General features: G+C 59.3%; 27 protein-coding genes and 2 pseudogenes. 21 read left to right on the top strand and 8 right to left on the bottom strand.

The genetic code is table 11. The features are described 5' to 3' along the window. Window positions 1–108 precede the first annotated feature (108 nt). The 8 genes from BMZ79_RS20815 (at window position 109) to BMZ79_RS20780 (ending at window position 10,387) form a co-directional block, all read left to right on the top strand. Window positions 109–1,566, top strand: a complete 1,458-nt coding sequence (locus BMZ79_RS20815; RefSeq protein WP_090643279.1) for a 4-hydroxyphenylacetate 3-hydroxylase family protein — start codon at window positions 109–111, stop codon at window positions 1,564–1,566. Window positions 1,567–1,679: 113 nt separating this feature from the next. Further along, window positions 1,680–3,005 (top strand): acyl-CoA dehydrogenase family protein, encoded by a 1,326-nt coding sequence (locus BMZ79_RS20810; RefSeq protein WP_090643277.1) that lies wholly within the window; start codon window positions 1,680–1,682, stop codon window positions 3,003–3,005. Between the two features lie 4 nt (window positions 3,006–3,009). Continuing rightward, entirely contained in the window at window positions 3,010–3,903 is an 894-nt protein-coding gene (locus tag BMZ79_RS20805; RefSeq protein ID WP_090643274.1) for a MetQ/NlpA family ABC transporter substrate-binding protein, read from the top strand. An 18-nt stretch (window positions 3,904–3,921) separates the two neighbouring features. Continuing rightward, window positions 3,922–4,692 carry a methionine ABC transporter ATP-binding protein gene (locus tag BMZ79_RS20800; RefSeq protein ID WP_090643273.1) on the top strand — a complete coding sequence of 257 codons (771 nt, stop codon included), beginning with the start codon at window positions 3,922–3,924 and terminating at the stop codon, window positions 4,690–4,692. Continuing rightward, on the top strand, window positions 4,685–5,350 hold the full coding sequence (locus BMZ79_RS20795) for a methionine ABC transporter permease (RefSeq protein ID WP_090643270.1): 666 nt from the start codon (window positions 4,685–4,687) through the stop codon (window positions 5,348–5,350). Before BMZ79_RS20800 ends, BMZ79_RS20795 begins: the two co-directional genes overlap by 8 nt. Before the next feature lie 16 nt (window positions 5,351–5,366). Then, window positions 5,367–6,746, top strand: a complete 1,380-nt coding sequence (locus BMZ79_RS20790) for an LLM class flavin-dependent oxidoreductase (protein WP_090643268.1) — start codon at window positions 5,367–5,369, stop codon at window positions 6,744–6,746. Between the two features lie 13 nt (window positions 6,747–6,759). Continuing rightward, window positions 6,760–8,985: an SfnB family sulfur acquisition oxidoreductase gene (locus BMZ79_RS20785; protein WP_090643265.1), complete on the top strand. Its 2,226-nt coding sequence runs from the start codon at window positions 6,760–6,762 to the stop codon at window positions 8,983–8,985. 22 nt (window positions 8,986–9,007) lie between these two features. Further along, window positions 9,008–10,387, top strand: a complete 1,380-nt coding sequence (locus BMZ79_RS20780; protein WP_090643263.1) for an LLM class flavin-dependent oxidoreductase — start codon at window positions 9,008–9,010, stop codon at window positions 10,385–10,387. Between the two features lie 86 nt (window positions 10,388–10,473). On the opposite strand, the gene BMZ79_RS20775 is transcribed toward BMZ79_RS20780, so the two are convergent. The 3 genes from BMZ79_RS20775 to BMZ79_RS35605 form a co-directional block, all read right to left on the bottom strand. Continuing rightward, window positions 10,474–12,423: a glycosyl hydrolase family 18 protein gene (locus tag BMZ79_RS20775; protein WP_090643260.1), complete on the bottom strand. Its 1,950-nt coding sequence runs from the start codon at window positions 12,421–12,423 to the stop codon at window positions 10,474–10,476. 277 nt (window positions 12,424–12,700) lie between these two features. Beyond that, a complete protein-coding gene (locus BMZ79_RS35610; protein ID WP_090643258.1) occupies window positions 12,701–13,504 on the bottom strand; it encodes an extracellular solute-binding protein in 804 nt (267 codons plus the stop codon). Then, window positions 13,435–14,160, bottom strand: a complete 726-nt coding sequence (locus BMZ79_RS35605) for a DUF4309 domain-containing protein (RefSeq protein ID WP_090643255.1) — start codon at window positions 14,158–14,160, stop codon at window positions 13,435–13,437. Before BMZ79_RS35605 ends, BMZ79_RS35610 begins: the two co-directional genes overlap by 70 nt. Window positions 14,161–14,314: 154 nt before the next feature. On the opposite strand from BMZ79_RS35605, the gene BMZ79_RS34365 reads away from it, so the two are divergent. The 7 genes from BMZ79_RS34365 to BMZ79_RS20735 all read left to right on the top strand — a co-directional run bounded on the left by BMZ79_RS34365 (window position 14,315) and on the right by BMZ79_RS20735 (window position 19,238). Then, a complete protein-coding gene (locus BMZ79_RS34365) occupies window positions 14,315–14,467 on the top strand; it encodes a hypothetical protein (RefSeq protein WP_177222242.1) in 153 nt (50 codons plus the stop codon). Window positions 14,468–14,720: 253 nt separating this feature from the next. Further along, window positions 14,721–15,458, top strand: coding sequence for a phytanoyl-CoA dioxygenase family protein (locus BMZ79_RS20760; protein ID WP_090643251.1), 738 nt, complete (start codon window positions 14,721–14,723; stop codon window positions 15,456–15,458). A 44-nt stretch (window positions 15,459–15,502) separates the two neighbouring features. After that, complete coding sequence (locus BMZ79_RS34755; RefSeq protein WP_218154742.1) at window positions 15,503–15,799, top strand: hypothetical protein; 297 nt, start codon at window positions 15,503–15,505, stop codon at window positions 15,797–15,799. 53 nt (window positions 15,800–15,852) lie between these two features. Continuing rightward, window positions 15,853–16,602 carry an SDR family NAD(P)-dependent oxidoreductase gene (locus tag BMZ79_RS20750; RefSeq protein WP_090643246.1) on the top strand — a complete coding sequence of 250 codons (750 nt, stop codon included), beginning with the start codon at window positions 15,853–15,855 and terminating at the stop codon, window positions 16,600–16,602. 313 nt (window positions 16,603–16,915) lie between these two features. Next, the gene (locus tag BMZ79_RS20745; RefSeq protein WP_090643243.1) at window positions 16,916–17,239 is read left to right on the top strand and encodes an NIPSNAP family protein; all 324 of its coding nucleotides are present in this window, start codon (window positions 16,916–16,918) and stop codon (window positions 17,237–17,239) included. Window positions 17,240–17,270: 31 nt separating this feature from the next. Further along, entirely contained in the window at window positions 17,271–18,221 is a 951-nt protein-coding gene (locus BMZ79_RS20740; RefSeq protein ID WP_090643241.1) for an aldo/keto reductase, read from the top strand. A gap of 42 nt (window positions 18,222–18,263) precedes the next feature. Further along, entirely contained in the window at window positions 18,264–19,238 is a 975-nt protein-coding gene (locus BMZ79_RS20735; protein WP_090643238.1) for an aldo/keto reductase, read from the top strand. A gap of 131 nt (window positions 19,239–19,369) precedes the next feature. Here the strand turns inward: BMZ79_RS20735 and BMZ79_RS20730 are convergent, their stop codons facing one another. Further along, window positions 19,370–19,624, bottom strand: coding sequence for a transporter (locus BMZ79_RS20730; protein ID WP_090643236.1), 255 nt, complete (start codon window positions 19,622–19,624; stop codon window positions 19,370–19,372). Window positions 19,625–19,857: 233 nt separating this feature from the next. Here BMZ79_RS20730 and BMZ79_RS20725 point away from each other — a divergent pair, with 233 nt between their 5' ends. Continuing rightward, window positions 19,858–20,955, top strand: coding sequence for a CapA family protein (locus tag BMZ79_RS20725; RefSeq protein ID WP_177222241.1), 1,098 nt, complete (start codon window positions 19,858–19,860; stop codon window positions 20,953–20,955). Window positions 20,956–20,973: 18 nt separating this feature from the next. Here BMZ79_RS20725 and BMZ79_RS35195 read toward each other — a convergent pair whose 3' ends face one another. Continuing rightward, the gene (locus BMZ79_RS35195) at window positions 20,974–21,180 is read right to left on the bottom strand and encodes a hypothetical protein (protein ID WP_090643232.1); all 207 of its coding nucleotides are present in this window, start codon (window positions 21,178–21,180) and stop codon (window positions 20,974–20,976) included. Between the two features lie 234 nt (window positions 21,181–21,414). On the opposite strand from BMZ79_RS35195, the pseudogene BMZ79_RS34360 reads away from it, so the two are divergent. The 3 genes and pseudogenes from BMZ79_RS34360 to BMZ79_RS35515 form a co-directional block, all read left to right on the top strand. Next, window positions 21,415–21,747 (top strand): annotated as a pseudogene (locus BMZ79_RS34360) (malate synthase G); the annotation flags it as partial. Between the two features lie 174 nt (window positions 21,748–21,921). Next, a pseudogene (locus tag BMZ79_RS20710) lies at window positions 21,922–22,764 on the top strand (NAD(P)-dependent oxidoreductase); the annotation flags it as partial. Continuing rightward, window positions 22,750–23,085 (top strand): YciI family protein, encoded by a 336-nt coding sequence (locus BMZ79_RS35515; protein WP_371263767.1) that lies wholly within the window; start codon window positions 22,750–22,752, stop codon window positions 23,083–23,085. The pseudogene BMZ79_RS20710 and the gene BMZ79_RS35515, both read left to right, overlap by 15 nt. Window positions 23,086–23,242: 157 nt before the next feature. On the opposite strand, the gene BMZ79_RS20705 is transcribed toward BMZ79_RS35515, so the two are convergent. Together BMZ79_RS20705 and BMZ79_RS20700 are read right to left on the bottom strand one after the other, a co-directional pair. Then, the gene (locus BMZ79_RS20705) at window positions 23,243–23,719 is read right to left on the bottom strand and encodes a GyrI-like domain-containing protein (protein ID WP_090643227.1); all 477 of its coding nucleotides are present in this window, start codon (window positions 23,717–23,719) and stop codon (window positions 23,243–23,245) included. Between the two features lie 35 nt (window positions 23,720–23,754). Beyond that, the gene (locus BMZ79_RS20700; protein WP_090643223.1) at window positions 23,755–24,234 is read right to left on the bottom strand and encodes a hypothetical protein; all 480 of its coding nucleotides are present in this window, start codon (window positions 24,232–24,234) and stop codon (window positions 23,755–23,757) included. Window positions 24,235–24,438: 204 nt separating this feature from the next. Here BMZ79_RS20700 and BMZ79_RS20695 point away from each other — a divergent pair, with 204 nt between their 5' ends. After that, window positions 24,439–25,407: a helix-turn-helix transcriptional regulator gene (locus BMZ79_RS20695; protein ID WP_256252919.1), complete on the top strand. Its 969-nt coding sequence runs from the start codon at window positions 24,439–24,441 to the stop codon at window positions 25,405–25,407. A 53-nt stretch (window positions 25,408–25,460) separates the two neighbouring features. On the opposite strand, the gene BMZ79_RS20690 is transcribed toward BMZ79_RS20695, so the two are convergent. Further along, window positions 25,461–25,874 carry a MerR family transcriptional regulator gene (locus BMZ79_RS20690; protein ID WP_090643218.1) on the bottom strand — a complete coding sequence of 138 codons (414 nt, stop codon included), beginning with the start codon at window positions 25,872–25,874 and terminating at the stop codon, window positions 25,461–25,463. A gap of 96 nt (window positions 25,875–25,970) precedes the next feature. Between BMZ79_RS20690 and BMZ79_RS20685 the strand changes: the two genes are divergently transcribed. Beyond that, window positions 25,971–26,804, top strand: coding sequence for an SDR family oxidoreductase (locus BMZ79_RS20685; RefSeq protein WP_090643603.1), 834 nt, complete (start codon window positions 25,971–25,973; stop codon window positions 26,802–26,804). Window positions 26,805–26,884: the final 80 nt, after the last annotated feature.

Genomic DNA, 26,884 nt, shown 5'->3' with positions numbered 1-26,884 from the left:
AATTGCAAGGGTTCTGTTTGTTGACCCTCGAACGGCGCGGCGTTAAGATATACCCAATACCTGAGTTAACTAATCGGAATTATAAGTATTATACAAGGAGGTGAACATATGAGAGGCGATGCGTTTTTGAAAAGCTTGAACGACGGGCGAACGGTGTGGTTGAACGGGAGCAAGGTTACCGGGCTCGAAACGCACCCCGCGTTCCGAGGGACGCTGGGAACGATCCGCGGTCTCTTCGATACGTTGGACGATCCGCAGCTTCGCGATCAGGCCGGATATCGGGTCGAGGGCCGGGAAGCCTACGCGCACGGTTCATTCTTGGTTCCTCATACGCCGGAGCAGCTCGCCCGGCGAAGTCGATCCTTTGCTTTCTGGTCCAAACAGTGCAACGGCATGATGAGCAGGCTGTCGGACTACGCGCGTTCGTTCATTACCGGCTGGTATGCGGCGCGCCATGACCTGGAGCGTCTGGAGCCCGGCTTTGCCCAGAAAATCTCGGCGTATTACGAGACGGCCCGGGACAACGATCTCTTTGTGACGACCGCCGTTATCGATCCTCAAATCGATCGCTCCAGCGGTCTTGACGACGATCGCATTGCGTCCCGATTCCTGCACGTCGTCAAGGAAACGAGCGAAGGCCTCCTAGTACGAGGGGCGAAGATGATTGCCACCGGCGCGCCGTATACGCATGATTTCGTCATCTTCTCGTTTCTCGAGCTGGAACAGGCGCATCGGGAGCATGCCCATGTCCTGATCGTTCCCGCCAATTCGCCGGGTCTGCATATCGTCTGCCGGCAGTCGTTCGCGAGCGACAACGAGCACGACTCGCCGATCAGCGCGAGGTACGATGAGATGGACGCCGTTCTCTTCTTCGATGACGTGTTCATTCCTTGGGAACGCGTCCTGTTGTACGGCGATGCCGAGAGGGTTATGGCGCTGAGGGCGAACACGACCGCGAATGCCCTTGCGTTCCACCAAAATATCGTGCGCTATGTCGCCAAGCTCGAATTCATTGCCGGCGTGACGTTCGCGATAGCGGAGGCGATCGGAGTAGCCGGTTTTCTGCACATCCAAGAGAAGCTCGGCGAGCTGCTGACGCAAATCGATTGCATGAAAGCCCTCGTCATCGCTTCCGAGACGCAAGCCAGGGTCGACGGGAACGGCGTGCTCGTCCCGGAGCTGTCCTACATCCATACGGCCAGAAACATCGGGACGAAGTTTTATCCGCGCGCGGTCGAGATTTTGCAGCAGGTCGGCGGCGGCGGGTTCGTTCAGGTCCCATCCAGCATCGAAGATTTTTACGGCACGATCTCGGAGCTGATGAGCCACTATTTCGAGGGCGCCACGGTCAGCGCGGAGAAGAAGGTGCAGCTGTTCAAGCTTGCGTGGGATCTGATCGGAAGTCCCTTGGGCGCAAGGCATGAGCTGTACGAGCGCTTTTACGCCGGGGATCCGGTGCGGGGCTTCGCGAACCAGTACTTGTCTTCCGATAAGGAGAGCCTGACGGCTCCGATTTGGAAATTCATCAAAGACTCCGCCAAGCGGGGGGCAGCCGCCCATTCATAACGAAACCGTCCGACCGGACCACCGGAGACCTCCAGCCTGAAGGGCATGCGGGTCTCTTTTATTTTCAGGAAGGCTGCGTTCGTTCGAAGGAAGCAAAAGCGAGGAGGAGCGACATGGGACATAGCAGCGGTGTTTGGGGACGCGGTCCCTCTGCCGATTACGAGAAGCTGGCCGAGCGGTACAGACCTGCCTTTCGGCTCATTCAAGCGGGCGCGGTCGAGCGCGAGTTAAACCGGAAGCTGCTGCATGAAGAGATTTATTCGCTGAAGGAGAAGCGATTCGGCGCCTTGCGAATCCCCGTGGAAGAGGGAGGCTTCGGCGCATCGATTCCCGAGCTGTTCGAGCTGCTGATCGAGCTGTCGGAAGCCGATTCCAACGTGACGCAGGCGCTCCGGATCCATTTCGGATTCGTCGAGCGCGTGCTCCGTCTGCCGGATGGCGACCGCAAGCGCCGATGGCTGCGGCGCATCGCGGACGGCGCGATCGTCGGCAACGCGTTGACGGAAACCGGTGGCGCGCCGGTCGGCCGTTATGAGACGAAGCTGGCTTCGCAGGGGGAGCGCCTGCGGGTGAGCGGCACGAAGTTCTATTCCACGGGCACCCTGTACGCCGATTGGATCGTCGTCGGCGCCGAGAGCGAAGACGGCGACATCGTAACCGCGCTGATCCCCTCGACGGCGAGCGGCGTGGAGATCGCGGATGATTGGGAAGGCTTCGGGCAGACGCTCACGGGAAGCGGCACGACGATCTTCCGGGAGACGCCCGTCGATCCGGGCGAAGTGTACGCGCGAGACACGTATCCCAAGTACGCGGCGGCATTTGCCCAACTGGTGCATCTGTCGACGCTGGCCGGAATCGCCCGCGCGGCCGCAAGCGACGTCTCGAAGGCGATCGCCGAACGGCGGCGCACGTATTCCCACGCGGCCGCCGGCCGATCGAGCGAGGATCCGCAAGTGCTGCAAGTAGCGGGACGCGTGCATAGCCACGCCTACGCGGCGGGGGCGATCGTGCTGAAGGCGGCCGAGGCCGTGCAGCGCGCATGCGACGCGCAGGACGCGGAGGATGCCGCATTCGCGGACCGGTCGAGCGTCGAGGCGGAGATCGAAGCGGCGCAAGCGCAGACGGTCGTGGCCAGGCTGGTGCTTGAGGCCGCATCCGCGCTGTTCGATGCGCTGGGCGCATCGGCGACGATCCGCTCCAAGGCGCTGGACCGATATTGGCGCAATGCCCGAACGATCGCCTCGCATAATCCGCTGATTTATAAAGAACGGATCGTGGGCGATTATGCCGTGAACGGCACGCGCCCGGCCTTCGCCTGGCAAACGGGTATCGGTGCGACCGTACATACCGACCCGACAACCGGGGACGGCGACGCGCGGCTCGGCCCGCCGTCCTCGTCTCAAGGATTCACGCCTAATTCCAATTCGAAGGAGTCGTAGAAGCATGAAGAAACCCATTGGATTGACCGCGCTCATGATCGTCCTCGTCCTGACCTTCCTGGTCGCGGCGTGCGGGAAGGGAAATACGGACGATGCGGCAGGAACAACGGCAGGAGGCAAGGGGGAAGGAACGGCCGCGGCCGCGAAGCCGGAGGATAAGATCATTCATCATGTCATGAGCGACGCGGGGTTCAACAGCGAGATCGTGAAAATTTTAAAAGCGGAGCTAGCCAAGGACGGCTACACGCTGGATTACGTGGTGGTCAACGACATTATTCAACCCAATAAAATCGTCAACGACGGCGAAGCGGATACGAACTCCTTCCAGCACGAGGCGTATTTCGACCAGTTCGTCAAGGACCAGGGCCTGAAAAACATCTCGAGAGCCTTCTATACCACGTTCACGCCTTCCGGGCTGTATTCCAAAAAATACAAGTCGTTCAAGGACGTGCCCGACGGCGCCTTGATCGGCATTCCCGTCGATCCGGCGAACAACGGACGCGCCTTGTTCATGCTGCGGGATCTCGGGCTGCTGAAGCTGAAGGACGGCGTGGAGGTCATTCATGCCACGTTGAAGGACATTACCGACAATCCGCATCGCTACAAGTTCAAGGAAGTCGATCAATTGATGCTGCAGCGGACGCTGGACGACGTCGACGTGGGCTTCTTGTTCGCCGGCACGGCCGTTCAAATGGGCTATAAGCCCAAGCAGGACGCGCTGGCGCTGGAAGACGGCAAAGACTTGCCCTACAAAGGCATCGTGGCCGTGAACAATAAGCTGCTCGGCACGCCGAAGATCAAGGCGCTCCAAAAAGCGTACGAGAGCCAAGCGATTAAAGATTTTTACAAGGAAAAATACGGCGATGCCATCGAGAGCCTGGATTATCTGAATAAGTGACGAAGGGGAGGGCTTATCATGATTACCCTGAACAAAATCAGCAAGACGTTCGCGACGGCGGGGGGACCGCTTCACGCGGTATCCTCCGCTTCGCTGACCGTGGAGCAAGGCGATATTTACGGGCTGATCGGCTTCAGCGGAGCCGGCAAATCGACGCTGCTGCGCACGATCAATCTGCTGGAACGGCCGGACGAAGGGACCGTGCACGTCGACGGCGAAGAGCTCACCGCGCTGCCGCTGCGCGAGCTCCGGAAGAGAAGGCTGGCGATCGGCATGATCTTTCAGCATTTCAATCTGCTGAATAACCGCAACGTCTACGATAACGTCAGCTTCCCGCTCGAAATCGCCAAGGTTCCCCGGGCCGAACGCAGGCAGCGCATCGAGAGCTGCCTGGAGATGGTCGGCTTGTCCGACAAGGCGAAGGCGTATCCGGCCAAATTAAGCGGCGGGCAGAAGCAGCGGGTCGCCATTGCCCGCGCGCTGGCGGGCAACCCGAAGATTCTGCTGTGCGACGAGCCGACCTCTTCGGTGGACCCGCAAACGACGGGCAGCATCTTGGCCGCGCTTCAGGAAATCAACCGGAATTTGGGCATCACCATCGTCATCGTGACGCACGAGATGAACGTGGTGAAGGCGATTTGCAACAAGGTCGCCGTCATGGAGCACGGCAGGATCGTCGAGAAATTCGATTTGCGCGAGAAGCATATCGTGCCGCAATCCCCCATTGCGCAATATCTGTTCAAGAACGAAATCGCCTTGGAGCGGGAATTGGAGGCGAGCTATGCTTAGCCATGTCAGTACCGCGTGGCCTGAGCTGATTCAGGCGCTGCTGGAGACGTTGTATATGCTGGTGTTGACGATCCCCATCGCGGTTGCGATCGGGACGCCGCTTGGCACCATCTTATTCCTGACCCGGCCGAATTCATTTCTCAAGTGGCCGAAGTTTTACTTGGTGCTCAACGGGTTCGTCAATATCATGCGGTCCTTTCCGTTCCTGATCCTCATGATCGCGATCATTCCGTTTACCCGCCTCGTGGTCGGTACGGCGCTCGGGACGACGGCCGCGACCGTGCCCATGATCATAAATGCCGTCCCGTATTTCGCCCGATTCATCGAGCAGATTCTTCTGGAAGTCAACCGCGGCGTCGTGGAAGCCGCCGAATCGATGGGCGCGAGCAAATTTCAAATCGTCTGGAAGGTGCTGTACACGGAAGCCCGCTCCGGGATTGCCAATTCGATTACGATCGTCACGGTCAGTTTCTTGTCCTATTCGACGGTCGCGGGACTCGTCGGCGGGGGAGGAATCGGGGATTTCGCCATCCGGTACGGCTATTACCGCTATGAGACCGACGTGATGTTCGTGACGATCATCATCATGGTGCTGTTCGTTCAAGTCTTCCAGTTTGCCGGCAACTGCATCGTGCGCAGATTGGATAAACGGTTGTAAGAAGGGAGGGGCGAACATGCCTAAAAAGATCCATCTCAACGCGTTCGAGATGAACTGCGTCGGCCATATCGCGCACGGGCTGTGGCGTCATCCGGCCAACAACCGCCATCGGTACACCGATATCCGCTATTGGACGGAGCTCGCGGAGCTGCTCGAACGGGGAAGGTTCGACGCGCTTTTCTTGGCGGATGTCGTAGGGGTGTACGATGTTTACAAGCAAGGGCCGGAGACGGCCATTCGCGAAGCGGTGCAGATTCCTTGCAACGATCCGCTGCTCGTCGTTCCGCCGATGGCGCTCGCGACGCGGCACCTTGCCTTCGCCGTCACGTTCTCCACGACGTACGAGAAGCCCTACGCGCACGCGAGACGCATGTCGACGCTCGACCATCTGACCCAAGGACGAGTGGCGTGGAACGTCGTCACGTCTTACTTGCCGAGCGCGGCCCGAAACTTCGGTCTGAACCGCATGATCGCGCACGACGAGCGCTATGAGATCGCGGACGAATTCCTGGATGTCTCCTATAAGCTGTGGGAAGGCAGCTGGGAAGACGATGCGGTCGTTCGCGATGTCGGGAAAGGGATCTACACGGATCCCGGGAAAGTCCGCCTCATTGATCATGAAGGCCGTTACTTTAAGGTGGCCGGCCCGCACTTGAGCGAGCCTTCCGCGCAGCGGACGCCGGTCATCTACCAGGCCGGCAGCTCTTCGCGGGGGCGCGCGTTTGCCGCGAAGCACGCGGAGGCGGTATTCCTCGGAGGCGGGAGCACGGAAGCCTTGAAGCGCAACGCGGACGACATTCGCAAGCAAGCCGCCGCCATCGGGCGAAATCCGGCGCATATCAAGCTGATGACGGGCTTGCTTGCGATCGTGGGGAGAACGCGCGAGGAAGCGCGGCGCAAATACGAGGCCTTCCAAGCGCTCTATAGCCTGGAAGGGGTGCTGGCGCATTATGGCGGCGGAAGCGGGTACGATCTGTCCGCGTACGCGCCGGACGAGGTGCTGACCTATGCGGAGACGGACCACGGGCGGACGGCTGCGGCCCAATTTACGAAGGACAGCCCGCGGCCCAAAACGATTCGCGAAGTCAAGGAGACGTTGGGGACGCTCGGCGGGCGGGGATTGTTCGTCGTCGGGACGCCGGAGGAGGTCGCCGACCGCATCCAATACTGGGTCGAAGAAACCGGCATCGACGGCTTCAACGTCATCCAGATTCTGTCTCCCGATACGTTGCGCGATTTCATCGAGCTGGTTGTGCCCGTGCTGCAGCGCAGGGGCGTGTTCCGGGAGGAATACGAGGAATCGACCTTGCGGGAACGCTTGTTCGGCGCAGGGAACAGCAGACTGCCGGATGATCATCCGGGAGCGGCTTATCGCAAGCAAACTACCTTGACCTAACAGGAGGATCAGGATGTCGATTAATCTAGAAGCGCTGTCTGCCGCAGAGCCCGGCGTGCCGCATGGGTTGGCGCTTGCGTACGCGCTTGGGGAACTGCCGATGGATCTTCGCCGAAACGGAATCGCGGTAACCCGGGACTCCGGGTCTTATCGGCTGCTCCGAAAACAGGGGCATGACGATTTTCTCGCGTTCGAGGACCCCGTCCGGGCGCTTCGGCGGCTCGCCGCGGGCGACAGCGTCGCGGTGATCGGTCTTCAGCTAACGGAGCGGCGGCATGCGATCCTCGTGCGTTCGGGGTCCGCGCTGCGTTCCGCGGCGGATCTGAAGGGGGCGGTCATCGGGATCGCGGAGGACGATCCGGCGATGCTCGGCTTGCGAAAGCGGGAGGCCGCCAAGCAGATCGACGAAGCGCTGCAGCAAGCGGGGATAGCGGCCGGCCGGCCGACGCTGTCGGAGCTATCGGCCGCGAACGTTCAGGAAGGCGGGGGTACGAGGCGAAGAGCGCTTCAAGCCCTGCTGCAGGGCGAAGCGGATGCCGTGTACGTCGAGCGCGGGGATGCGATCGAAGCCCGGAGATGGCTGGAGGTTCGGGAATTGGAAGATGTCCGCCCCGTCACCCCGGAACTTACGGCGCTGCTCGTGTCGGCGCGGTGGCTTCGGGAGGAGCAGGAAGCGATAGCGCGGATCCTGGGTCATCTCCATCTGGCCGCGGAATGGGCGGTTCGTCATCCGCAAGAAGCGAACCGGCTGGCGGCCGCGCAGCTCGGGGTCCCCGAGCGCGCGATCGGTTCCCTGTACTCGGAGCGGCTCCATCGCCAATTCGGCGTTGACGTGACCGATTCGAAATGGCATCGGTTCGTTCGCCTCCATCAAGAACTGAAAGCCGGCGGCTGGCTGCAAGGCGAGTTTGCGTTGGATGCCGCGCAGGCGCAGGCGCTCCAGCGCGAGGCCATGGAGCTCGCGGAAAGCGGCGAGATCGAGCGGCCGCAGCGGGAGCCGCTTTCCCTGTATGCGGAGCGGGACTTGCCGCTTGCTTTCTTTAACGAGCGTCCGCGGGCGCAGCGCTTGCGAAGCGACGAAGAGGCGCTGGAGGCGGCGCGAATCTTCGCGGACGAAATTCGGCCGGGCGCGTCGGACCGCGACCGCGGACGCCGGCTGCCGCTGAACGAGATGCGGCGGCTGGCCGAGCTGGGCTTGCTCGGGCTGGTCGTGCCCAAAGCCTACGGCGGACCCGAGATTAGCACGCGAACGCTCGTGGATATTTTCAAGCTCATCTCGCACGCCGATGGATCCATTGGCCAGATTCCGCAGAACCATCATTTTTTCGTCAAAACGATTGCATTGATCGGCAGCGAGCAGCAAAAGCGTTTCTTTTTCGGCGAAGTGATGAATGGCGCCCAGTTCGGCAACGGATTAGCGGAACGAAGCCGCGGCAGGGGAGCAAGGAAAATCGCGACGTCTCTTCGCGCATCGGACGGAACCGACGACGACTACGTGCTTGACGGAAGCAAGTTTTATTCGACGGGCGCGCTCTACGCGCACTGGATTCCCGTCACCGCCTTGAACGAGGCGGAGCAGCGGATGACCGCGTTCGTGCCGCGGCATGCGGCCGGCGTCGCCGTGCTTGACGATTGGTCGGGCATCGGCCAGCGAACGACCGCGAGCGGAAGCGTCGTGCTCCGGAACGTGAAGGTTCCGGGGAAGCACGTGCTGCCGCATTGGCGAATATTCGAAGGCCCGCAATATTTCTCGGCGTTCGGTCAGATTATGCACGCGGCGATCGATATCGGCATCGCGCGCGCGGCTTTGGAGGACGCCGCGGCTTTCGTGCGGACCCGCACGCGCCCCGCTTACGGCAGCGGCGTCGCGACGGCGGCGGAGGAACCCGATCTGATCCGCCGCTTCGGGGAGCTCGGCATTCGGCTGCAGGCGGCCGAAGCGCTGCTGGACCGCGCCGCCGGCGCGATCGACCTGGCGAAAGCCGACTTGAACGCGCAAACGGCCGGACAGGCGACGCTGACCGTCGACTCGGCGAAGTGGCTCGTGACGGAAACGGCCATCGAGATCACGAACGCGCTCTTCGAAGTCGCCGGCACGTCCTCCATGGACCGCAAATATAATCTTGACCGGCATTGGCGCAACGTTCGCATCCATACCCTTCACGATCCGGCCCGGCTCAAGCTGCATCATGTCGGCAAATGGTTTTTGAACGGGGTCTACCACGAATATCGCATGTAGGCGAAGGAGGGCGGCACGGGCAATGGGGAAACGAATCATCATGAATGCGTTCGACATGAACGGCGCGATGCACAATTCGCACGGCTTATGGAAGCATCCGGACAGCGAGCGGCACCGCTATACCGAGCTGGCGTATTGGGCGGAGATGGCCAGGCTGCTGGAACGGGGAAGGTTCGACGCCCTGTTCCTAGCGGACGTGGTCGGCATCTACGACGTCTATAAGCAAAGCCGCGATCCCGCCATCCGGGATGCCGTGCAGGTGCCGCTGAACGACCCGGCGCTCATCGTGCCGGCGATGGCCGCCGTAACGGAGCACTTATCGTTTGCCGTTACCGTTACGACGACCTACGAGCATCCGTATGCGCACGCCAGGCGCTTCTCGACGCTGGATCACCTGACGAACGGCAGAATCGCTTGGAATATCGTAACGTCGTATCTGCCGAATGCCGCGTTGAATCATGGCTTGGACGAGATGATCAAGCACGACGACCGGTACGAACTGGCCGACGAGTTCTTGGAGGTCGTCTATAAGCTCTGGGAAGGCAGCTGGGAAGCGGATGCGGTGGTGCGGGACGTCGTCCGCGGCGTGTACGCGGAACCGGACAAAGTCCATCGGATCGATCACGAAGGCCGGTTCTTCACGGTTCCCGGACCTCATCTAAGCGAGCCTTCGCCGCAGCGCACGCCGGTCCTATACCAAGCGGGGAGCTCGGAACGAGGTCGCGACTTCGCGGCCAAGCACGCGGAATGCGTCTTCGTCGGAGGCAATTCCGCGGCCTCGCTCAGGTCGAATATCGAAGCGATCCGGAACCAGGCGGAGCGGTTGGGCCGGGATCCGCGGCGCATCAAGATGTTCACGGGATTGAACGTGATCGTCGGGAACACGAGGGCGGAAGCGGACAACAAGCTGAAGGACTATGCCGCCCTTTGGAGCGGGGAGGCGGCGCTTGCCCAATTCGGGGGCTCCAGCGGCTATGATTTGTCGGCGTACGCGCCGGATGAATATCTCGCTTACAAGGCGACCGATCATGGGCAGAGCAGAGCCGCCCAATATACGAAACACGTCCCGAACCGGCTGACGGTGATGGAAGTCATGGAACGGATCGGAACGCTGGACCGCCGGCAGGGGCGATTGCTGGTAGGCACGCCGGCCGATATCGCGGATGGCATGCAGGAGCAGCTGGAGGAGACGGGGCTGGACGGCTTCAACCTTGCCCATCTGATCACGCCGGGCAGCTTGCGGGAATTCGTCGACCTTGTCGTTCCCGAACTTCAGCGCCGGGGAATCTATCAAACCGGGTATGCGCCCGGGACCCTGCGAGAGAAGCTCTTCGGGGCGGGGAACCGGCTGCTGCCGAAGGATCACGCCGCCTCGCAATACCGGAGAGGTGAATCATCCTAAGAATGAAAAAGGCAGTTCACCGGAACGGCGCGTATCCGATACGCGGCCATTCCGGCGAACTGCCTTTCTTTGTCGATGATGGAACGCTATTTCTGCCGCAGCAGCATCGTCCACATCTCGGGGCTCTCGTAACCGAGTCTCCAGGCCGCGATGCCGGCCAAGCCGTATTTCTTGACGAGGTCGACGCGCGCTTTGACCGTGTCCGGCGTCTCCGCCCAAAAGACATGCTGATGGCCGTCTTGCTCGTACGCGTATTTCACCTGCTTGGCCGCCGAATCGTAAACGCCCGCGGCATGCTCCCGCCTGATCAGCCCGGGCAGGGCGGCCATGGTTATCGCTTTGCTGCTTAACAGCTTGCCGTCCGCATCCAGCGTCCAGTCTCTGACGTAGAAGGGGATGCCGAGCATCAGCTTGCTTGCCGGGATGCCGTAAGCCAAATAGTTTTTAATGCCTTGCTCGGCCCAGGGCAGTTGGGCGACCGAGCCGGCTTCCTCGCTGCCGCGCCAATGCTGGTCGTAAGCCATGATGACGACCGTATCGACGATTTCGCCGAGCTTGGGCCGATCGTAGGCGGAGTAGATGTCCCATTTGACGTCCCCGCGCGGCAGGTCGATCGATACCGTCAGCTTATTCCGATGCGCGGCCTCGGTTAAATCGCGAACGAACGACGTGTACAGCATCTTGTCGGCTCCGTCGACCATCTCGAAATCGAGATTGACGCCTGCAGCGCCAAGCGCGGACAGCCTCTTCACGACCGAAGCGATGAACCGGCTTTGGCCCTCCGGATTGCGGAGAAACGCGCTGGTCAGCGTCTTATCGTTCTGATTATGGACGATCGGCGTCAGCTTCGTCCCGGCTCCTCTTAACGCCTTGACCAGTCCGGGATCGGAATCATCGATCATCGTTCCGTCGGCCGCCCCCAACTCGAACCAGTTCGGCGCATCGTAATCGAGTCCTTGCGTCGGCCGCACTTGCGAAAGCACGGTTTGCGACGTCTGTGTCCCGTTCCAGCCCATATAGACGAGCTCCTTCGCGTTGCTCCACAGCGTTCGGCCGTCGGCCGCGACGACGGCCGAATCGCGAAACCGCGCGGCGTATGCGGCAGCGGCCTTGAGCGTATGGAACGACCGCAGCGCCTTCCCGGATTGCCGTACCGTCAAGTAAGGCACGTTCGTCCACCATTCGCGGCCTTCGCTTTCGATCACGGCGCCGGGAAGCTGCTTGGCGAGCGCGAGCGCTTGGGCGAGACCGTAATACGCCTTCGCCGGCTTCCCGTCTTGGAGAACGGTAAAGGCGGGGATATTCGAATAAACGACTGCGTTCGTAGCGGAATTCCACACCGTACTGCCCGGCACCTTCGCGGAAGCCCGGATGGCATCGAGCAGGAACCCGTACTTGAGCGCGCCGGACGGTCCGCCGTTGACGCGGATTTCATAGACGGGCGTCTGATTCCGCTGCTTCTGTTCCTGGGCGTCCGACAGATTGTCCCATACCCATTGGTTGGACGAAAGCTCGATAATATGTACATTGCCGTACGCAGCGGCCGATTTCTTGGCTTCGGCCAGCGTAGCGAAGCTCCAATTCGGCAGCGTCCGATCGCCCTGATACAGCCTGTAGTCGGCATATACGGCCGATACCCAGCCTGGCTTCTCCAAGTCGCGGATTTGGGCGAAGGGCTGCTTGGCCGCGAACGCTTGGGCTTCCGCAAGCGTCTTGAACTCGCAAGCCGCCGTCGAGATCCCGTTCGCGTATACCTTATAGCGGGGAAGATCGTCCCAGATCCATAGACGATCGGCGGTCTTCTCGACGTGGCTGTAGGCGAACGAGCGTGCGTACGCGATCGCGCCGGCGGCGGATGAAAACTCTTGCAGCGCTTTGTCGTTCTGGTAGACGCGATATTTCGTCATGTTGCCGATCCCGGCGCTTTCGGCATTCGCCGTCGCCGTGATGCCCAGTCCGGTCTGTACGACTAAGAAGGCAGCCGTAAGCGCCGTCCATGTTGTGATGCGAATGAAAATCACTCCTCTTCTGACCATGCTAGCAAGTGTGTACGCGGCGAAAGGGCTTGAGTTGCGCCGAAACGACATATTCCGACAATGTGTTAAAAATTGGATGGATAAGAGAAGGATTACTATTTAGGATGATCGATATGAAAAATCCCCTCCGGCCGGCAACGGAGAGGGCATCGATTCGATGCCCGTTCGTTGCCGGCCGAAACGGGATTTTTCCTTGATAACGTTGCTCCTGAACCAGCTCGGATGGTTTCCCTTCGTGTGAGGCGGGCGTCTATCTCGATACGGGTCGGGGCTAGCCTCAGCCGCCCCAGCCGCCGCCGAAGTCGCTGCCGTTCGCGTACGCGTCCGGATTCGCCTTGATCTGCTTCATCAGCGCGGTTCCGCTTGCCTGCCATTCCGCCAGGGCGGCTGCGATCGTCCGCTTCCCGCCGATCGCGTCCTGCAGCAACGGTCCGCCGAGCTCGTAGGCCGGCGCCAAATTCGGCGTCGCCCAATAAAGCTCCGACCAATCCGCCTGCAGCGCAACGGGACGGCGCGCGTAGAATACGCCCGGATCGTAGCTCGCGCCGTCGCGCGGCTTGATCAGCGACTTGCGGGCCGGCATCCGGTACGTGCTTCGCGCGCCGAGCTTCGACACCTCCAAGCTGTTGTTGTAGCGGACGAACGCCCACGCATCCCGCGGGTTGCGGGCTTTCGCGCCGATCGCCATCAGGCCGTTCAGCGTCAAGCCGCTGCCGATGTCCGGGTTCTCGGGGATAGCGGGCAGCGGAACGACCTCCCAATCGAGCGCGCGCAGCTTCGGATTCTTCGCGTACGCCTTCGCCGCGAGCAAGTCGCTCAAATATTCGTATCCGCCGACCGCCATGGCGACCCGTCCGGTCATGAACAAATCCGCGCCGTCGCCCGAGACGCTCGCCAAGTCTTCCTGCGACGGCACGACGCGGCCGGCATACAGGCCGGCCACGTCCGTCCAGACGCGATTCCATTGCGGCGTATCGACGATCATCGTCCAGGCCTGTTTGTCGAACAGCTTCAGCTGCAGCAGCATCGCGTAAAGCCGGGCGTCCGCGAACGGATCGGCATTCCAGCGGTCGAAGGACAAGCCGAAAATCCGCCCGTCCCCGCTGCCGCTCGCACTCGCTTGGCCAGCGCCATCACGTCCGGCCAGGTCGACGCTTCGGTCGGCGCCGCCGCCCCCGCCGCGGCGAACAGCGACTTGTTTACGAACAGTCCGCCCGCGTTGAACGACGACGCCAGCGCATACAGCCTGCGATCGTCCGGATCGCGCAGCGCCTCGACGACGTTCGGCACGTAATCGTCCAAGTTAATGTGGGCGATAGACGACGATTTGCCATTGGGAGCCGTCTTCGAGCCGACGAATTTCAGTTGGTGACGGCCGGCCGTGTAGGTATAGATTTTGTCGTTTCCGTTGCATGTGACTGCTTTCGGCATGCCGAGCGCCGCGATGACGGCATTGAACGTAAATTGGGTGAGACCTCTATCCGGGTCGGGTAGCGGATAATAATAACGAAGATCGTATACGATGCCGGTCTTGCTGCCGATCCCGAAATCGTACGTGCCTCCGCCCATGCTGAGAGCATCCCGTTCGTATCCGTTGCCCAGGTTTAACCACGAAGCGCCCCAAAGTTTGTGAACTTCTTTGATGTTCGTTTTTCCGGATACGATGTCGCTGTTCTGCACCTTGCCTTGCTTCGCCTGCGCTAGAATATCCTTGATCCTATCATGCGCAGGGGACAAAAGTTACATACAATACAGTAAAAGCCCGATGACGAAAGGGTAACAAGCGGCACGCGCCGACAACGGACGTTTTCCGACGAACCCAGACCGGCGCCTCCGTCTGCGCATACTTTATTTTTGGGATTATTAAAGACGCGGAAGGACGAGTGGAAGCGTGAAACCAAATCGCAAGCGGAGAACGGCATTGGTCAGGAAACGGGCGAAGAACGGCATCCGGCAGCCGCAGAAGATCGATTCGAATGTCAACGAGCTGGAATGGCTGAGCGATACAAGCACGAAGGATCAGAGGCGCAGGACGAAGCAATAAGGGGGTGAGGTTCGCGTCGAAGCGCCGGCCGATTACAGGCATTCATCCGCCGAATGAAAAAACCGCTTACCGGACGCAGGGGACGGACCCTGGCACCGGCAGGCGGCTTTTGTTTCTTCCCTCGTACGGATATCGCAAAAAGTATCGAAAGCATAGAACTTGGTCTCATTCCTACCTAGTTTCGGGCCGTCTGCTTGACTATAATAAAGGCGGAAATCCGAATAGCAGACGAATTTCCGGAAGGAGACAGAGGATGAAATTAAACGAAACGCAGCGGGAGAGCTTGCTTCGGGACGGCTTCGTCGTGATTCCGGACGTCGTTGCGCGGCCGTACGCGGATGCCGCGCTGCGGGCGATCAACCAGGCGCTCGGCAACGAAAGCGCCGGCGGGAGGGCGAACGGGGACAAGGCGTTGGAGACCAGTCAGGCGATCACCGATTTGATTAATCGGACGCAGGCCTTCGGCATCCTGGAGTCCCTGCTTGGCGAAAACGCGTTCCATCCCGTGAAGCGCGGCCAGGTGGCCCTCAATTTCCCGAGCCGCGAACAACGCGAAACGGTTCATAGCGGCCACATGGACGGCATGCTGCGGGCGCATGAAGGCAAGGTCGAGAGCTTCACGGCGCTGGTCGGGGTGATTCTAAGCGACCAGACGTCGGAAGGCGCGGGGAATTTCGCGGCATGGCCGGGGAGCCATCTGCAGCATGAACGGTATTTTCGGCTGCATGGGCCCGAGGTGCTGGTCACCGAAGAGAAGTTCGTGAAGGAGTACCAATCGTCGGGCATCGATTACGGGGAGCCCGTGCAGGTGAAGGGCAAACCCGGGGATTTGATCGTCGCGAACTACATGCTGCTGCACAGCGCCGCGTACAACCGTTCGCCGAATATTCGGTACAGCTGCTACTTCAGGGTGGACCACGTGGACCGCGCATCGGACTGGAAGGCTCCGTTAACCGACGCCTGGCTGCATTTCCCGGGCTTGCGCGCGTAGAACCGGGTGTTCGCGGCATTCGCCGACTTGGTCGTCGTGTCTTCATGAGACGGGTACCCGTCGATAACAAGCAACGGACAGCCCGCCCCAACGATCGGCTGCCTTTGTTCAACGAACGGCAGATCGGCGCCGAAGGCACCGGCCGGAGCGGCAAGAAGCGCTTCGGCCGGTTTTTTTATCATGTATTGTTCCAGCATGGCGCCGCTTTTAACCATTCCCGAAAGGGGATGGCCGTTACTCGAAGGTTCACGTTGGCACGCGCCATGGTTTCGGTCGAACGAATGGGCAGGATTGACATCGATTTATTATTGACTAACTGGTTAGTTAATAATATAGTATAACCAACCGGTCGCCGGGACGGCCGGACAACTCTTACGAAAGAAGGAATGATTCCATGTCCAAAATCGCGATCGTAACCGGCGGCAGCAGAGGGATCGGACGCAGCACCGTGCTTGCGCTGGCCCAACGCGGCATCGATTCGATATTCACCTATCACGCCAACGGCGAGGAAGCGGAGAACGTCGCGTCGCTCGTCAGGGAGTCCGGCCAAAGAGCGGCTGCATTGAAGCTGGACGTAAGCACGACCGCTGGATTCGACGCCTTCGTGACGAGCGTGAAGGACGTATTGGCCTCTTGGGGACAGGAACGTTTCGATATTTTGGTGAACAATGCGGGCACTTCGCATCACGGCTCGTTCGCTTCGACGACGGAGGAAGAATTGGATGCCTTGTATCGCGTGCACCTCAAAGGCGCGTTCTTCCTCACGCAGAAATTGCTGCCGCTGATCAACGACGGCGGCGACATCGTGAACATATCGACCGGCTTGACCCGGATCATCGTCGGCAGCGCGCCGTATGCCGCCGTGAAGGGCGCCATCGAAGTCTTGACGAAATACCAAGCGAAGGAGCTCGGCGCGCGCCGCATCAAAGTCAACGTCGTTGCGCCCGGCGCCGTGCAGACCGACTTCAGCGGGGGCATGGTGCGGGATAACCCGCAAATGAACAAAATGGTGTCGGACATGACCGCGCTCGGCCGCCCGGGCTTGCCGGATGACTTAGGCATGATGATCGCGTCGCTCGTCTCCGAAGAGAACCGTTGGGTGAACGCGCAGCGCATCGAAGTTTCCGGCGGCATGGGCATTTGAGGCACTAAGGAATAGCGATTTTACGTTTGACTAATAATAACTAACAAGTTAGTGATTAAAGCGCGAATAGGCAGGCGAGCGGATGCTCGGCTGCCTCTTTCATGAAGAACCGAACCCCTCCGCGGCGTGCGGGATCAGGCATGGACCGCCAGTAAACCGACATGCCCCGTAGACTTCGATGCGGTTCGCGTTGCCCCCACGATCGCTTCCGTTAGTTCGCCTGAAGTAACTAGATATAAAAATTTTCACTTCTTCTCATGGCAGGATCCATTCTCTATAATCGAACTATCCAAAGATTGGAGATGGTTGACGAATGATCTATGAATTGCGGATTTACACGATGTTTCCCGGGAAACTCGATGACATCCGGCAGCGCTTCTCGGATCACACGTTTCGTATTTTCGAACGATTGGGCATGCAGGTGTGCGACTTTTGGGAGGACATGGAGGACGAGCCCAAGCTTTATTACGTGATGAGATACGAAAGCATGGAAGAACGGGTAAGACAGTGGGAAGCGTTCATTCAGGACGCGGAATGGAACGAGGTCAAACAAGCATCCGAACGAAACGGAAAAATCGTCGAACGCGTCGATCAAATTTTTTTGAAACGGGCGGAGTATTTTAATCGCGCGCTTTGAATTTCGCTTGAAAAGAGGAGGAAGGCAACCTATGAAATATCGCAAACTCGGCAAGAACGGCCCTGATATATCCGTCATCGGCTTCGGATCCTGGGCCATCGGGGGAGCCGGCTGGGCCAGCGCTTGGGGCAATCAGGACGACGGGCTTTCGGCGGAAAGCGTGCGCGCCGCCTTGGACAACGGCATTAATTTCTTCGATACCGCGGCCGTTTACGGACTGGGCCATTCGGAGGAAGTCATCGGGAAAGCGTTAAAGGGCGACCGCGATAAAGTCGTGCTGGCCACCAAATGCGGGCTCGTCTGGGATGCGAACCACGCCATCTCCAAGAACGGAACCTACGACTCCATCCTCCGCGAAGCGGAAGCGTCGCTGCGCCGCCTGGGAACCGACTACATCGATTTGTATCAAATGCATTGGCCGGACACGGATGCGAACGCCCCCGCGGAAGAGACCATGCGCGCCATGGACAAGCTGGTACGGGACGGCAAAGTCCGATACGTAGGCGTCAGCAATTACAACGTTCCTTTGTTGGAAGCTTCGCTTTCCGTCAGGCATGTCGATGCTCTGCAGCCGCCCTATTCCATCTTGAGGCCTGCCGTCGAGAAGGAGATTCTGCCGTTTTGTTACAAGCACGGGATCGGCGTCGTGGCGTACAGCCCCTTGACCTCGGGTCTCTTGTCCGGCAATTATACGTACGAAACCGCGTTCCCGGAAGGGGATTGGCGTTCCCGCAGCGCCGCGCATACCGGGGAAGGCCTCAGGAAGAACGTAGATCGCATCGAGAAGCTGAAACGGATCGCCGACCGCTATCGCATCACCTTGCCGCAGCTTGCCGTCGCCTATGATCTGGCCCACCCGGCGTTGACCAGCGCGATCGTCGGCGTTCGGAAGCCGAGCCATATCTTGGGCGTACTGCCGGCCGTAGACGTGGCCTTGGACGAGACAACGCTTGCCGAGATTCGCCGAATAGCCGTCGACTAATAATCGGCGGATGAACGATTTACGAACGCGGAGGTGTAGGGAATGGAATACAGAACGCTTGGAAAAACAGGCATTCACGTGTCGAGCCTTTGTTTCGGCACGATGTCCTTCGGCGGCAACGCCGACGAGCAAACCTCGGCAGCCATGTTTCGGCGGTGCCTGGAGACGGGCATCAATTTCTTCGACACCGCGAATGTATACAACGAAGGCCGTTCGGAAGAAATTCTCGGCAAATTGATTGCCGGCATCCGGGATGAAGTGGTCATCACGTCCAAGGTATGCATGCCGACGGGGAAAGGCGTGAACGCCAAGGGACTGTCCCGCCGGCATATCATGCTGGAGGTCGAACGGAGTTTGAAGCGATTGAACACGGACCGACTGGAACTGTACTTCGTCCATCATTTCGATTCGGCGACAGCCATGGAGGAAACGCTCCGGGCGCTGGACGATCTTCAGGCGCAAGGGAAAATTCTGTATCCCGCCGTCAGCAATTGGGCGGCATGGCAAATCGCCAAGGCGCTCGGCATTTCCGCCAAAGAAAGCCTGGCTCGATTCGAATGCGTCCAACCGATGTATAACTTGGTCAAGCGACAGGCGGAAGTCGAAATCCTGCCGATGGCGGAATCCGAGCAAATCGGAGCGATTCCGTACAGCCCGCTCGGAGGCGGCTTGCTGACCGGCAAGTACGGAGCCGGCGATGCGGCGGTTCAAGGCCGGCTCGTCGAACAAAAGATGTACGGCCTGCGGTACGGCGACAGCGAATATTACCGAATCGCGGAACGGTTCAGCGACTATGCGCGAGGACAAGGTCTGCATCCGGCGTCGCTTGCCGTCGCCTGGGTCATGTCGCATCCGGCGGTTACGGCGCCGATCATCGGCGCGCGCAGCATGGAACAGCTGGAACCTTCCCTCGCGGCGCTGCAAATACCCATGACGGCGGAATGGCGCCGCGAAATTTCCAAGCTTTCGATCGACCCGCCGCCGGCGACGGATCGAAGGGAAGAAGCGCTCCGCTGAATGGGTCGAGGAATCGCACGTTGCGCGGAGCATGACGAAAAGGTGCACCCCCGCCCGGGGGACACCTTTTTTGACGGGCATCTTTGGTGTTCGTCGCTGCCATAAGAAGTTCCCGCATTGCGTCTTTGGTATCAGAACAAAGTAGGAAACGGCGGACACGAGACGGCATCGATGAAGCGCGGATCGATGCCGTAGAAGTACCAGTAGGATCCGTTCCATCTAAACCCCGCGACGCCGTCCGAGTCGACGGACGTCGGATAGAACCAGAAGTTATCGCCGGTACGGAGCCATACATAAGTGAATTGATGAAAGCAGTCGATGATATACGAGACGGCGGGTTTCGGCGGGATGAATGCGGGCGGGGGGGACTGCGGCGGTTGCCTCATGCATCTTGTATTTCCTATCGAATCCATCTCATCGCTCCTCGTGCCGATAGCAGCACGTGATTTTACATTCCAATGCATCTTATCCTACGTAGGTGAATGGCCGCTTGACAGTACGCATGCCCATGCTTAGCCAATTTGTTCGCAGGGAACGGCGCTGCCGGTCCGCAAACCAATTCCGCTTCGATGGCATATGGTGGTGTATGGGATGCTGCCAATTATCGGGGGAAGATGGAATGTCGAAACCAATTGTAATCGCGGCGGTCGGCGATCTGTTGATGAAGCCGCTGATTATTAGATTGCTCCGTGCTCGGGGGCAAGCGGCCGGCGCAGACGATCCATGCGGGACAAACTACGCGTTCGAGCAGATGTTCGAACCCGTTGCCCGTTATTTGCGGGACGCGCATTTGACGATCGGCAACCTGGAAACGACCTTCGCCGGCGGCCAGGATGCGGACTTTAGAACGACGCGGCGCAATCCGAAGAACCGAAACCCGTTGTTCAAGAGCCCTGACGCTTTCGCGCCGGCGCTGTCGGCGGCCGGCTTCGACGTGGTCACGACAGCCAACAACCATTGCGCGGATTACGGGATTCGCGGACTCAAGCGGACGCTCGACGTGCTCGACAAGAACGGCCTCGGCCACGTGGGCACCTACCGGACCGCGGAGGAATCGCGGTCGCTCTGCGTACGGGTTGTCGACGGCGTCCGTATCGGAATATTGTCGTATACGCGGGATACGAACGGCATCGCGGTACCGAAGAGCCAGCCGGCAGGCGTTCAAAAGCTCGCGCGCGCGCGGATCAAGCGCGATATGCAGCGGCTGCGGGCAGCCGCGGATTTCATTATCGTGAGCATGCATTGCGGGCTCGAGTACGAACATAGCCCGGCCGTCCACCAGAAGAAGTGGGTTCAATTCTTCTTCCGGAACGGCGCGGACGTCGTGCTGGGGTCGCATCCGCATGTCCTCCAGCCGGCAGTCACGCGAACCGTGAAGGACGTCTCGGGGCGAACGAGAAAACGGTTCGCCATCTATTCGCTCGGCAACTTTATCTCGACCCGGCTGCACGGCAAAGACGCGGCGCTGACCGGTATGATCGTCCGGCTGAAGCTGCGTAAGACGAACGGCCAGGTCCGGCTTGCCGGCGTAGAAGGCATCCCGACCTGGGTATGCATCAATAAGAACGGCAAGCCCATGTGCCGCATCGTGCCGTTGCATGAAGCGATCGGCAACCCGAATGAATTTCCCGAGGAACAGGCGGGGCGAATGAAACGGGCCTATCAAGGCACGCTGCGCATGTATCGAGGGGTACTGCCGTTTCCGAATGGCGAGTAAGCGTAAAAGCCTGAGAAATCAGGCTTTTATTTTTTTATATCTTGCCCATTCGGGCGCCGCTTCGTGTCCGTGCCGGCGGGCGCCTCGATCGCTTCTTCGCTTCACCCGCCGGAATTCTTCGATCGGATCGTATTGGCGGAAGAATCCGCTGCCGAACCGGCCGAGCGCGGAGCCGGCGGCGTAGGTCTCGCTGCGGTCCCGGCTGACCCTTTGCAGCCGCTCCATCCCCGCTGCTGCTACGATCGGCCGGGAGCGGCGTCAAATGGGGGCGGCAAGGCAAACCAAGAAAACGGCCCACCCAGGAGGTACTCGCCGAGTCTTGACCGTACGGGGCAAGAGGTGTACACTCGGAATGGATTGCATAATATTAAACGATGTTCATTATAATGAACGAATGAGTACGAGCTGACTCGGCCCGCGGCAATACCGAAGGAGGAGAAGCGATTGCGTTATGTCAAAGTGAATCACCTGCAGGTGGTTGCGGAGCTTTACGAATTCGTGAATGCTAAAGCGCTTCCCGGAAGCGAAGTAACGGCAGAGCGGTTCTGGTCCGGCTTCGAAGCGCTCGTGCACGATCAGTCTCCCAGGAATCGGGAACTGCTCGCCGACCGGCTTGCCGACCTGCTGGTTATCCCGGCGGAGCCCCATCCCGACTGGAGTCCCGAGGAGATTCGGCAGGAGCTGGACAACAACGCGCAGGGCATTCTGGACTACGTCGTTCGCTAGGTCGAGCAAGGCATCGGCTGTTCCAAGGTGCCGGACATCTCCAATGTCGGACGCATCGCCGAGAAGTGCGGCTACCCGGACGAAAAATAGTTCAGCAAGGTGTTCCGCAAAAAGGTCGGCGTGCCGCCGAGCGAGATTCGCAAGCGCAAGCAGGAAGCGATCCAGCACTGAAGCCGGCGCAGGGGTAACCGTCCACTCGCCGTAAGATGAGCCGCTTGACACCATAAACAGGAGGGATATCGAATGAAAGTCGGATTTGTCGGTCTGGGCAACATGGGATTTCCAATGGCGCTTAATTTAATGAAAGCGGGCTTCGAGGTCTATGGGAAGAATCGCAGCCAGGGCAAGGAGCAGGCGTTCGCCGCCAAGGGTGGCCGCACGGGATTGTCGCTGGCCGGGCTGGCCGCGCGGATGGACGTCGTCTTGACCTGCCTCCCGCTGCCGGCGGACGTCGAGGGCGTCTATGCCGGCGCGGAGGGCTTGATCGCGAACGCTCATGAAGGTCTTGTGCTGATCGATTGCAGCACCGTCTCGCCGGAGCTGAGCCGCAAGCTTTACGCTCAGGCCTCCGAGGCCGGCATCGACTTCTTGGATGCGCCGGTCAGCGGCGGCACGACCGGCGCGGAAGCGGGAACGCTGAGCGTGATGGTCGGCGGCCGCGAGGAGGCGTTCCACCGCGTGCACGGCGTGCTCGAGGCGTTCGGCAAGTCGATCAGCTATGTCGGCGATGCGGGGAGCGGCTCCGCGGTCAAGCTGATCAACCAGCTGATGGTCGGCATTCATACGCTCGCGGTCGGCGAAGCGTACGCGCTGGCGCGGGAGGCGGGGCTCGATTCCGGCAAGCTGTTCGGCATCCTGAACAACAGCTTTGCCCAAAGCAAAATCATGGAGCGGCATTATACGCAATTTATCGCCAAGGATTCCTTCGAGCCGGGCTTCGCCTTGAAGCTGCTGGCCAAGGACATGAATCTGGCCGCGGAGATGGGAACGGCGTCCCAGGTGCGGCTGAACGCCGGCAAGCGGGCTCAGGCGCTGATCAATCAAGCCGTGCTTGAAGGCTACGGCGACATGGATATGTCCGGCATGTACAAGTACCAGGCGACGGAGGACCGGAAACGCCGGGAGGCGGGCGAGCGCAAGCATTTCGCCGTCTTCCTGCCGATGCTGGATCCGGAGAAGAGCGTCAACTACCGTGCGGAGCACCTGCAATTCCTGGCCGACAACCGCGCGGCGGGCAGGCTTCACGCCAACGGCCGCTTCGTCGACGGCGCCGGCGGACTGGTCATCTACCGCGGCTCCTCGCTCGAAGAGGTGGAGGATCTGGTCAAGCAGGATCCGTACGTCAGGCTCGGCGCGCGCGGCTACGCGATTCACGAATGGGAAATCGTGCTGTCCGATAACTGAGCGGCTGGAAAGTCCGGCCTCGATTGACAGAGCCGTCCTTGAAACGCAGGGATACGCGCGATAGCTAACGTCAATCTCATTCTTCTTGCACGCAAGGAAAGCTAAACAAGTAGAGACGACCGAGTTGGTCGTCTCTATCGTTTAGCTATCGGTGCGCTTATTTTTTAACCACGGGCACCCAAAATTCGCCGTAGAACGTACCGTCGCCGTTATCTTTGCGATACGTCGCGTTTGGACCGCCGATGTACGCATAATCGGTGACGCGGGCCAAGACATCGCTAAACGCGCGGTACGTCAGCTCGTCAAACAACGTTTCCTTCTCGCCGTTACCGGCGACCACGATATACTCGCTCTCCGGAAACTCGATGATGCGCGTGGCGTCAGCCACCGTTTTGCCGGCTTCCACCGCGAAATAATTCCACGGTTTGCCTTGATACACCTCGTTGACCGACCATTCGCGATCGTCTTTCGCGGTGCTTTTGAGCTTTTCGAAACGCCCGTCCGCCTTGAGCTTGCCCCAGAACTCGGCTTTTTCCTTTTGCATGGCCGGCATGTCTTGGAAATTCGATTGGATCGAAAACCCATAAGCGGTCAAGGTGAATGATTTTTTGTGCTCGAGCGTGTATTCCGTCATGTCATCACTCCTTTATCCAGATTAATCAACCGTGATCAGCCTTCGGCTTTTTGGGCGCGAAGCCACATTTCGCCGTAGTAGTCGCCGTTTTCTGCTGCTTTGACGAAGGTGAAGTTGCCCGGGCCTACGTATTTGTAGTCCGTGATTTCTTGCAGCAGGCCGCCGAATACTTTGCCGGTGATTTCGTCGGCAAGCCGGTCTTTGTCGGCGCCCGTGCCAGGCACGACGATGTAGTCGCCGGCGAGGAAATCGAGGACGACCGCGCCTTCCGCGTCGAATTCGCCCATCACGCCGAAGCCGCGCCAGCCTTTGCCGCCCAGGACGTAGTTGATTTGATATTCTTGCCCGTCCGCGAGCGCGAGCAGTTCGGCTAGCTTGCCGTTTTCCGTGATTTCCGCTTTTTTCGCCGCCGTTTTTGCCGCGTTGCCGGCCCAGTCGTTGAAGTCTTCGAACGTAACGCCGAAAGCCGTCATTTTGTAGTTTTCCTCGATGGTTTTGATTGCGTGATTCGTCATTTTAATCGCTCCTTGTAGGGGGTATGTTCTACAAGACCGATTCTAGTAGCTGAATGTATCAAAAATTGATACTCTTTCTTGAACGTCAAAAAAGGTAAGGTTTATTTACTTTAAGCGGATAGATTTCGATTCGGTTTCCAGTCCAAAAGGATCATCCGATAGCAGGGCCATTTTTTTTAGCTACGTTTTTGATACAATAAAATCATGAATAAAACCGAACGAGTGAACCTGATCATGCGCTATATCAATAACCGCGCGCATTTTACGATCGCCGAGATTCAACGGGAGTTCAAGATATCCCGCGCGACGGCGATCCGCGACATTAACGAGATTCAGGCGATGGGCTTCCCGCTGACGAGCGAGCTTGGGCGCGGCGGCGGCTACTCCGTCCTGCAAAATCAGTATCTGCCCGCCGCGCGCTTCACGCCGGATGAGCTGAAGGCGATTTTTATCAGCTTCATGGCCTCGAAGAATTCGCAGCTGCCTTATTTGCAAAATCGCCGTTCCATCACGGAAAAACTGATCGGCATCGCGTCGCAAACCCAGCAGGACGAGCTGATCGAGCTGAACAATATTTTGCTGTTCGAAAATACGAATCCCGCGAATCCGAATCTTTTGGAGCTTGACGACGCCGCGCCCGCAGAGTTGAACCAGTTGATTTCGCTTGCCGTGCGGGATAAGCATTTGCGCGTGACATATGAGCCGAATCCGGGCTGGCCGCAGTTGCTGGACGTGTATGTGCTGCATATTTTCAACTCGAACGCGCAGTGGTTGGTCGAGGTGTATGATTTCGAATTGGACGCGTTTCGTTATTTGCCGGTTGCGCAGCTGCGGGATTCGGCGATTTCCGAGCGGGAGATGAAATGGTCCGAGCAAGAGATCGTAAGCAAAAAACGACTGGGTGCCCGTCAGTCCAATCTCGTGGTGAAGCTGGATGCGACCGGCATTCAGCGCTTTAAGCGCATGCACCCGCCGGGAATTATCTTGTCCTTTACCGGAATGTTTCAGTCGAGCGGGATGTTCAACGTCCAACTGGACGTGACGGATGCCGACGCCTTGGCGTATTATGCGGACTGGCTTCTGTTTTTGGGAAAAGGGGTCGCGTTCGAGCGGATCCCGGACGAGCTGCGCGCGATGTTGGAAGAGCGGTTAGCCCATTTGAAGTTTTCTTGAGGGCGCTCTGTTTTTTACAAAGCTTGGATGACTTGCTTTCGCCACGTTTTAGGCTAGAGGTTCATTTTAAGGCGTAATTCCGCCATCATAGCCTCGGCCTGCTGCGGATCTTCATTCAGGAGCTGCCTGTACGTCAGCATCCAATTCAGCGTTACCAGCATATGGTCGTATTCGTCCTTCTTGCGCTCGATTTCCCCGATCTTCCGCAGAATCCATTCGATGACTTCTTGGTTCGAGCGCGCGTTCGCATCGTGATCCCGCAAAATCGTCTTCAGCTCGGCCAAGGAGCAGCCGATGCCTTGAAATTTCTTGATCAGCCTCAACCGATCGACGGCTTCGTCCGCGTAGTTGCGGTACTTGTTCTTCTCCCGCCGAATATGCCTGCCGTCAAGCAAGCCTTCCTTCTCATAAAAACGGATGGCGTGAGGGGTCAAACCCATCAAGTCCGCTAATTCTTGAATTTTCATCTGAAATTATGCCTCCGAACGCTTGCCTTAGAGTTCACTTCATAGTTTAGACTGGAGTCATCTCTTCGTCAAATGCTTAAGGAGGCGTAAATGATTATGCGTATTTTCGTTACAGGCGCTACGGGTTATATTGGTAAGGCGGTTGTCTCCGAGCTCATCGGAGCGGGTCATCGGGTCGTCGGACTGACCCGTTCGGAGCAGGGGGGGCATGTATTGGAAAGCTTGGGAGCCGAGGCGGTCCGCGGCGTTATCGAGGATCTGGATCTATTGCGCGGCTGCGCAGCTGCTTCTGACGGCGTCATTCATCTGGCGTTTAATCACGATTTCGCTCATTTCGACGTTTCGCTCGCAACCGATCTTCGGGCCATCGAAGCGATGGGAGAGGGGCTTGCGGGTTCCGGTAAACCGCTCGTGATCACCGCTCATGCGAACGGCAAAGCATCGGAGGATGCGGCTTTCGCGCACATCGAACAAGGCGTAAAGGTATCGGTGGTCTCGCTTGCGCCTTCCGTGCACGGAGAAGGAGACAAGGGCTTCGTGCCGCAATTCATCCGGATCGCCCGGGAAAGAGGCGCATCGGCTTATGTTGGGGACGGCGCCAACCGTTGGCCGGCGATTCATCGCTTGGATGCGGCGGTACTGTTCCGCCTCGCCGTAGAAGCCGCGCCCGCGGGCGCGCGACTGGACGGCGTGGCCGAAGCGGGCATTCCGTTCCGCGACATTGCCGGCGTCATCGGCCGCCACGCGAGCGTGCCGGTCGTCGGCATCTCGCGCGAAGAGGCGCAGGCGATCTACGGATTCGTCGGCATGGTCGCGTCGCTGGACTTGGCGAGATCGAGCGAAGAGACGAAGGCCCTGCTCGGCTGGAAGCCCGTCCAACCCGGACTGCTCGCCGATCTGGAGCAAGGTCATTATTTCGCCAAGTTGTAAAAGCCCGAAAACGCACTGTCTGCGATCCCGACAGTGCGTTTTTATGGCTGCATCGCCGCTAGCCGCGGCCGCGAACGCGG

It is taken from the genome of Paenibacillus sp. UNC496MF, from assembly GCF_900113915.1.
Taxonomy (GTDB): domain Bacteria; phylum Bacillota; class Bacilli; order Paenibacillales; family Paenibacillaceae; genus Paenibacillus_Z; species Paenibacillus_Z artemisiicola.
Note: the sequence above shows the minus strand (reverse complement) of the source record. Positions and strands in the feature narration are given on the sequence as shown.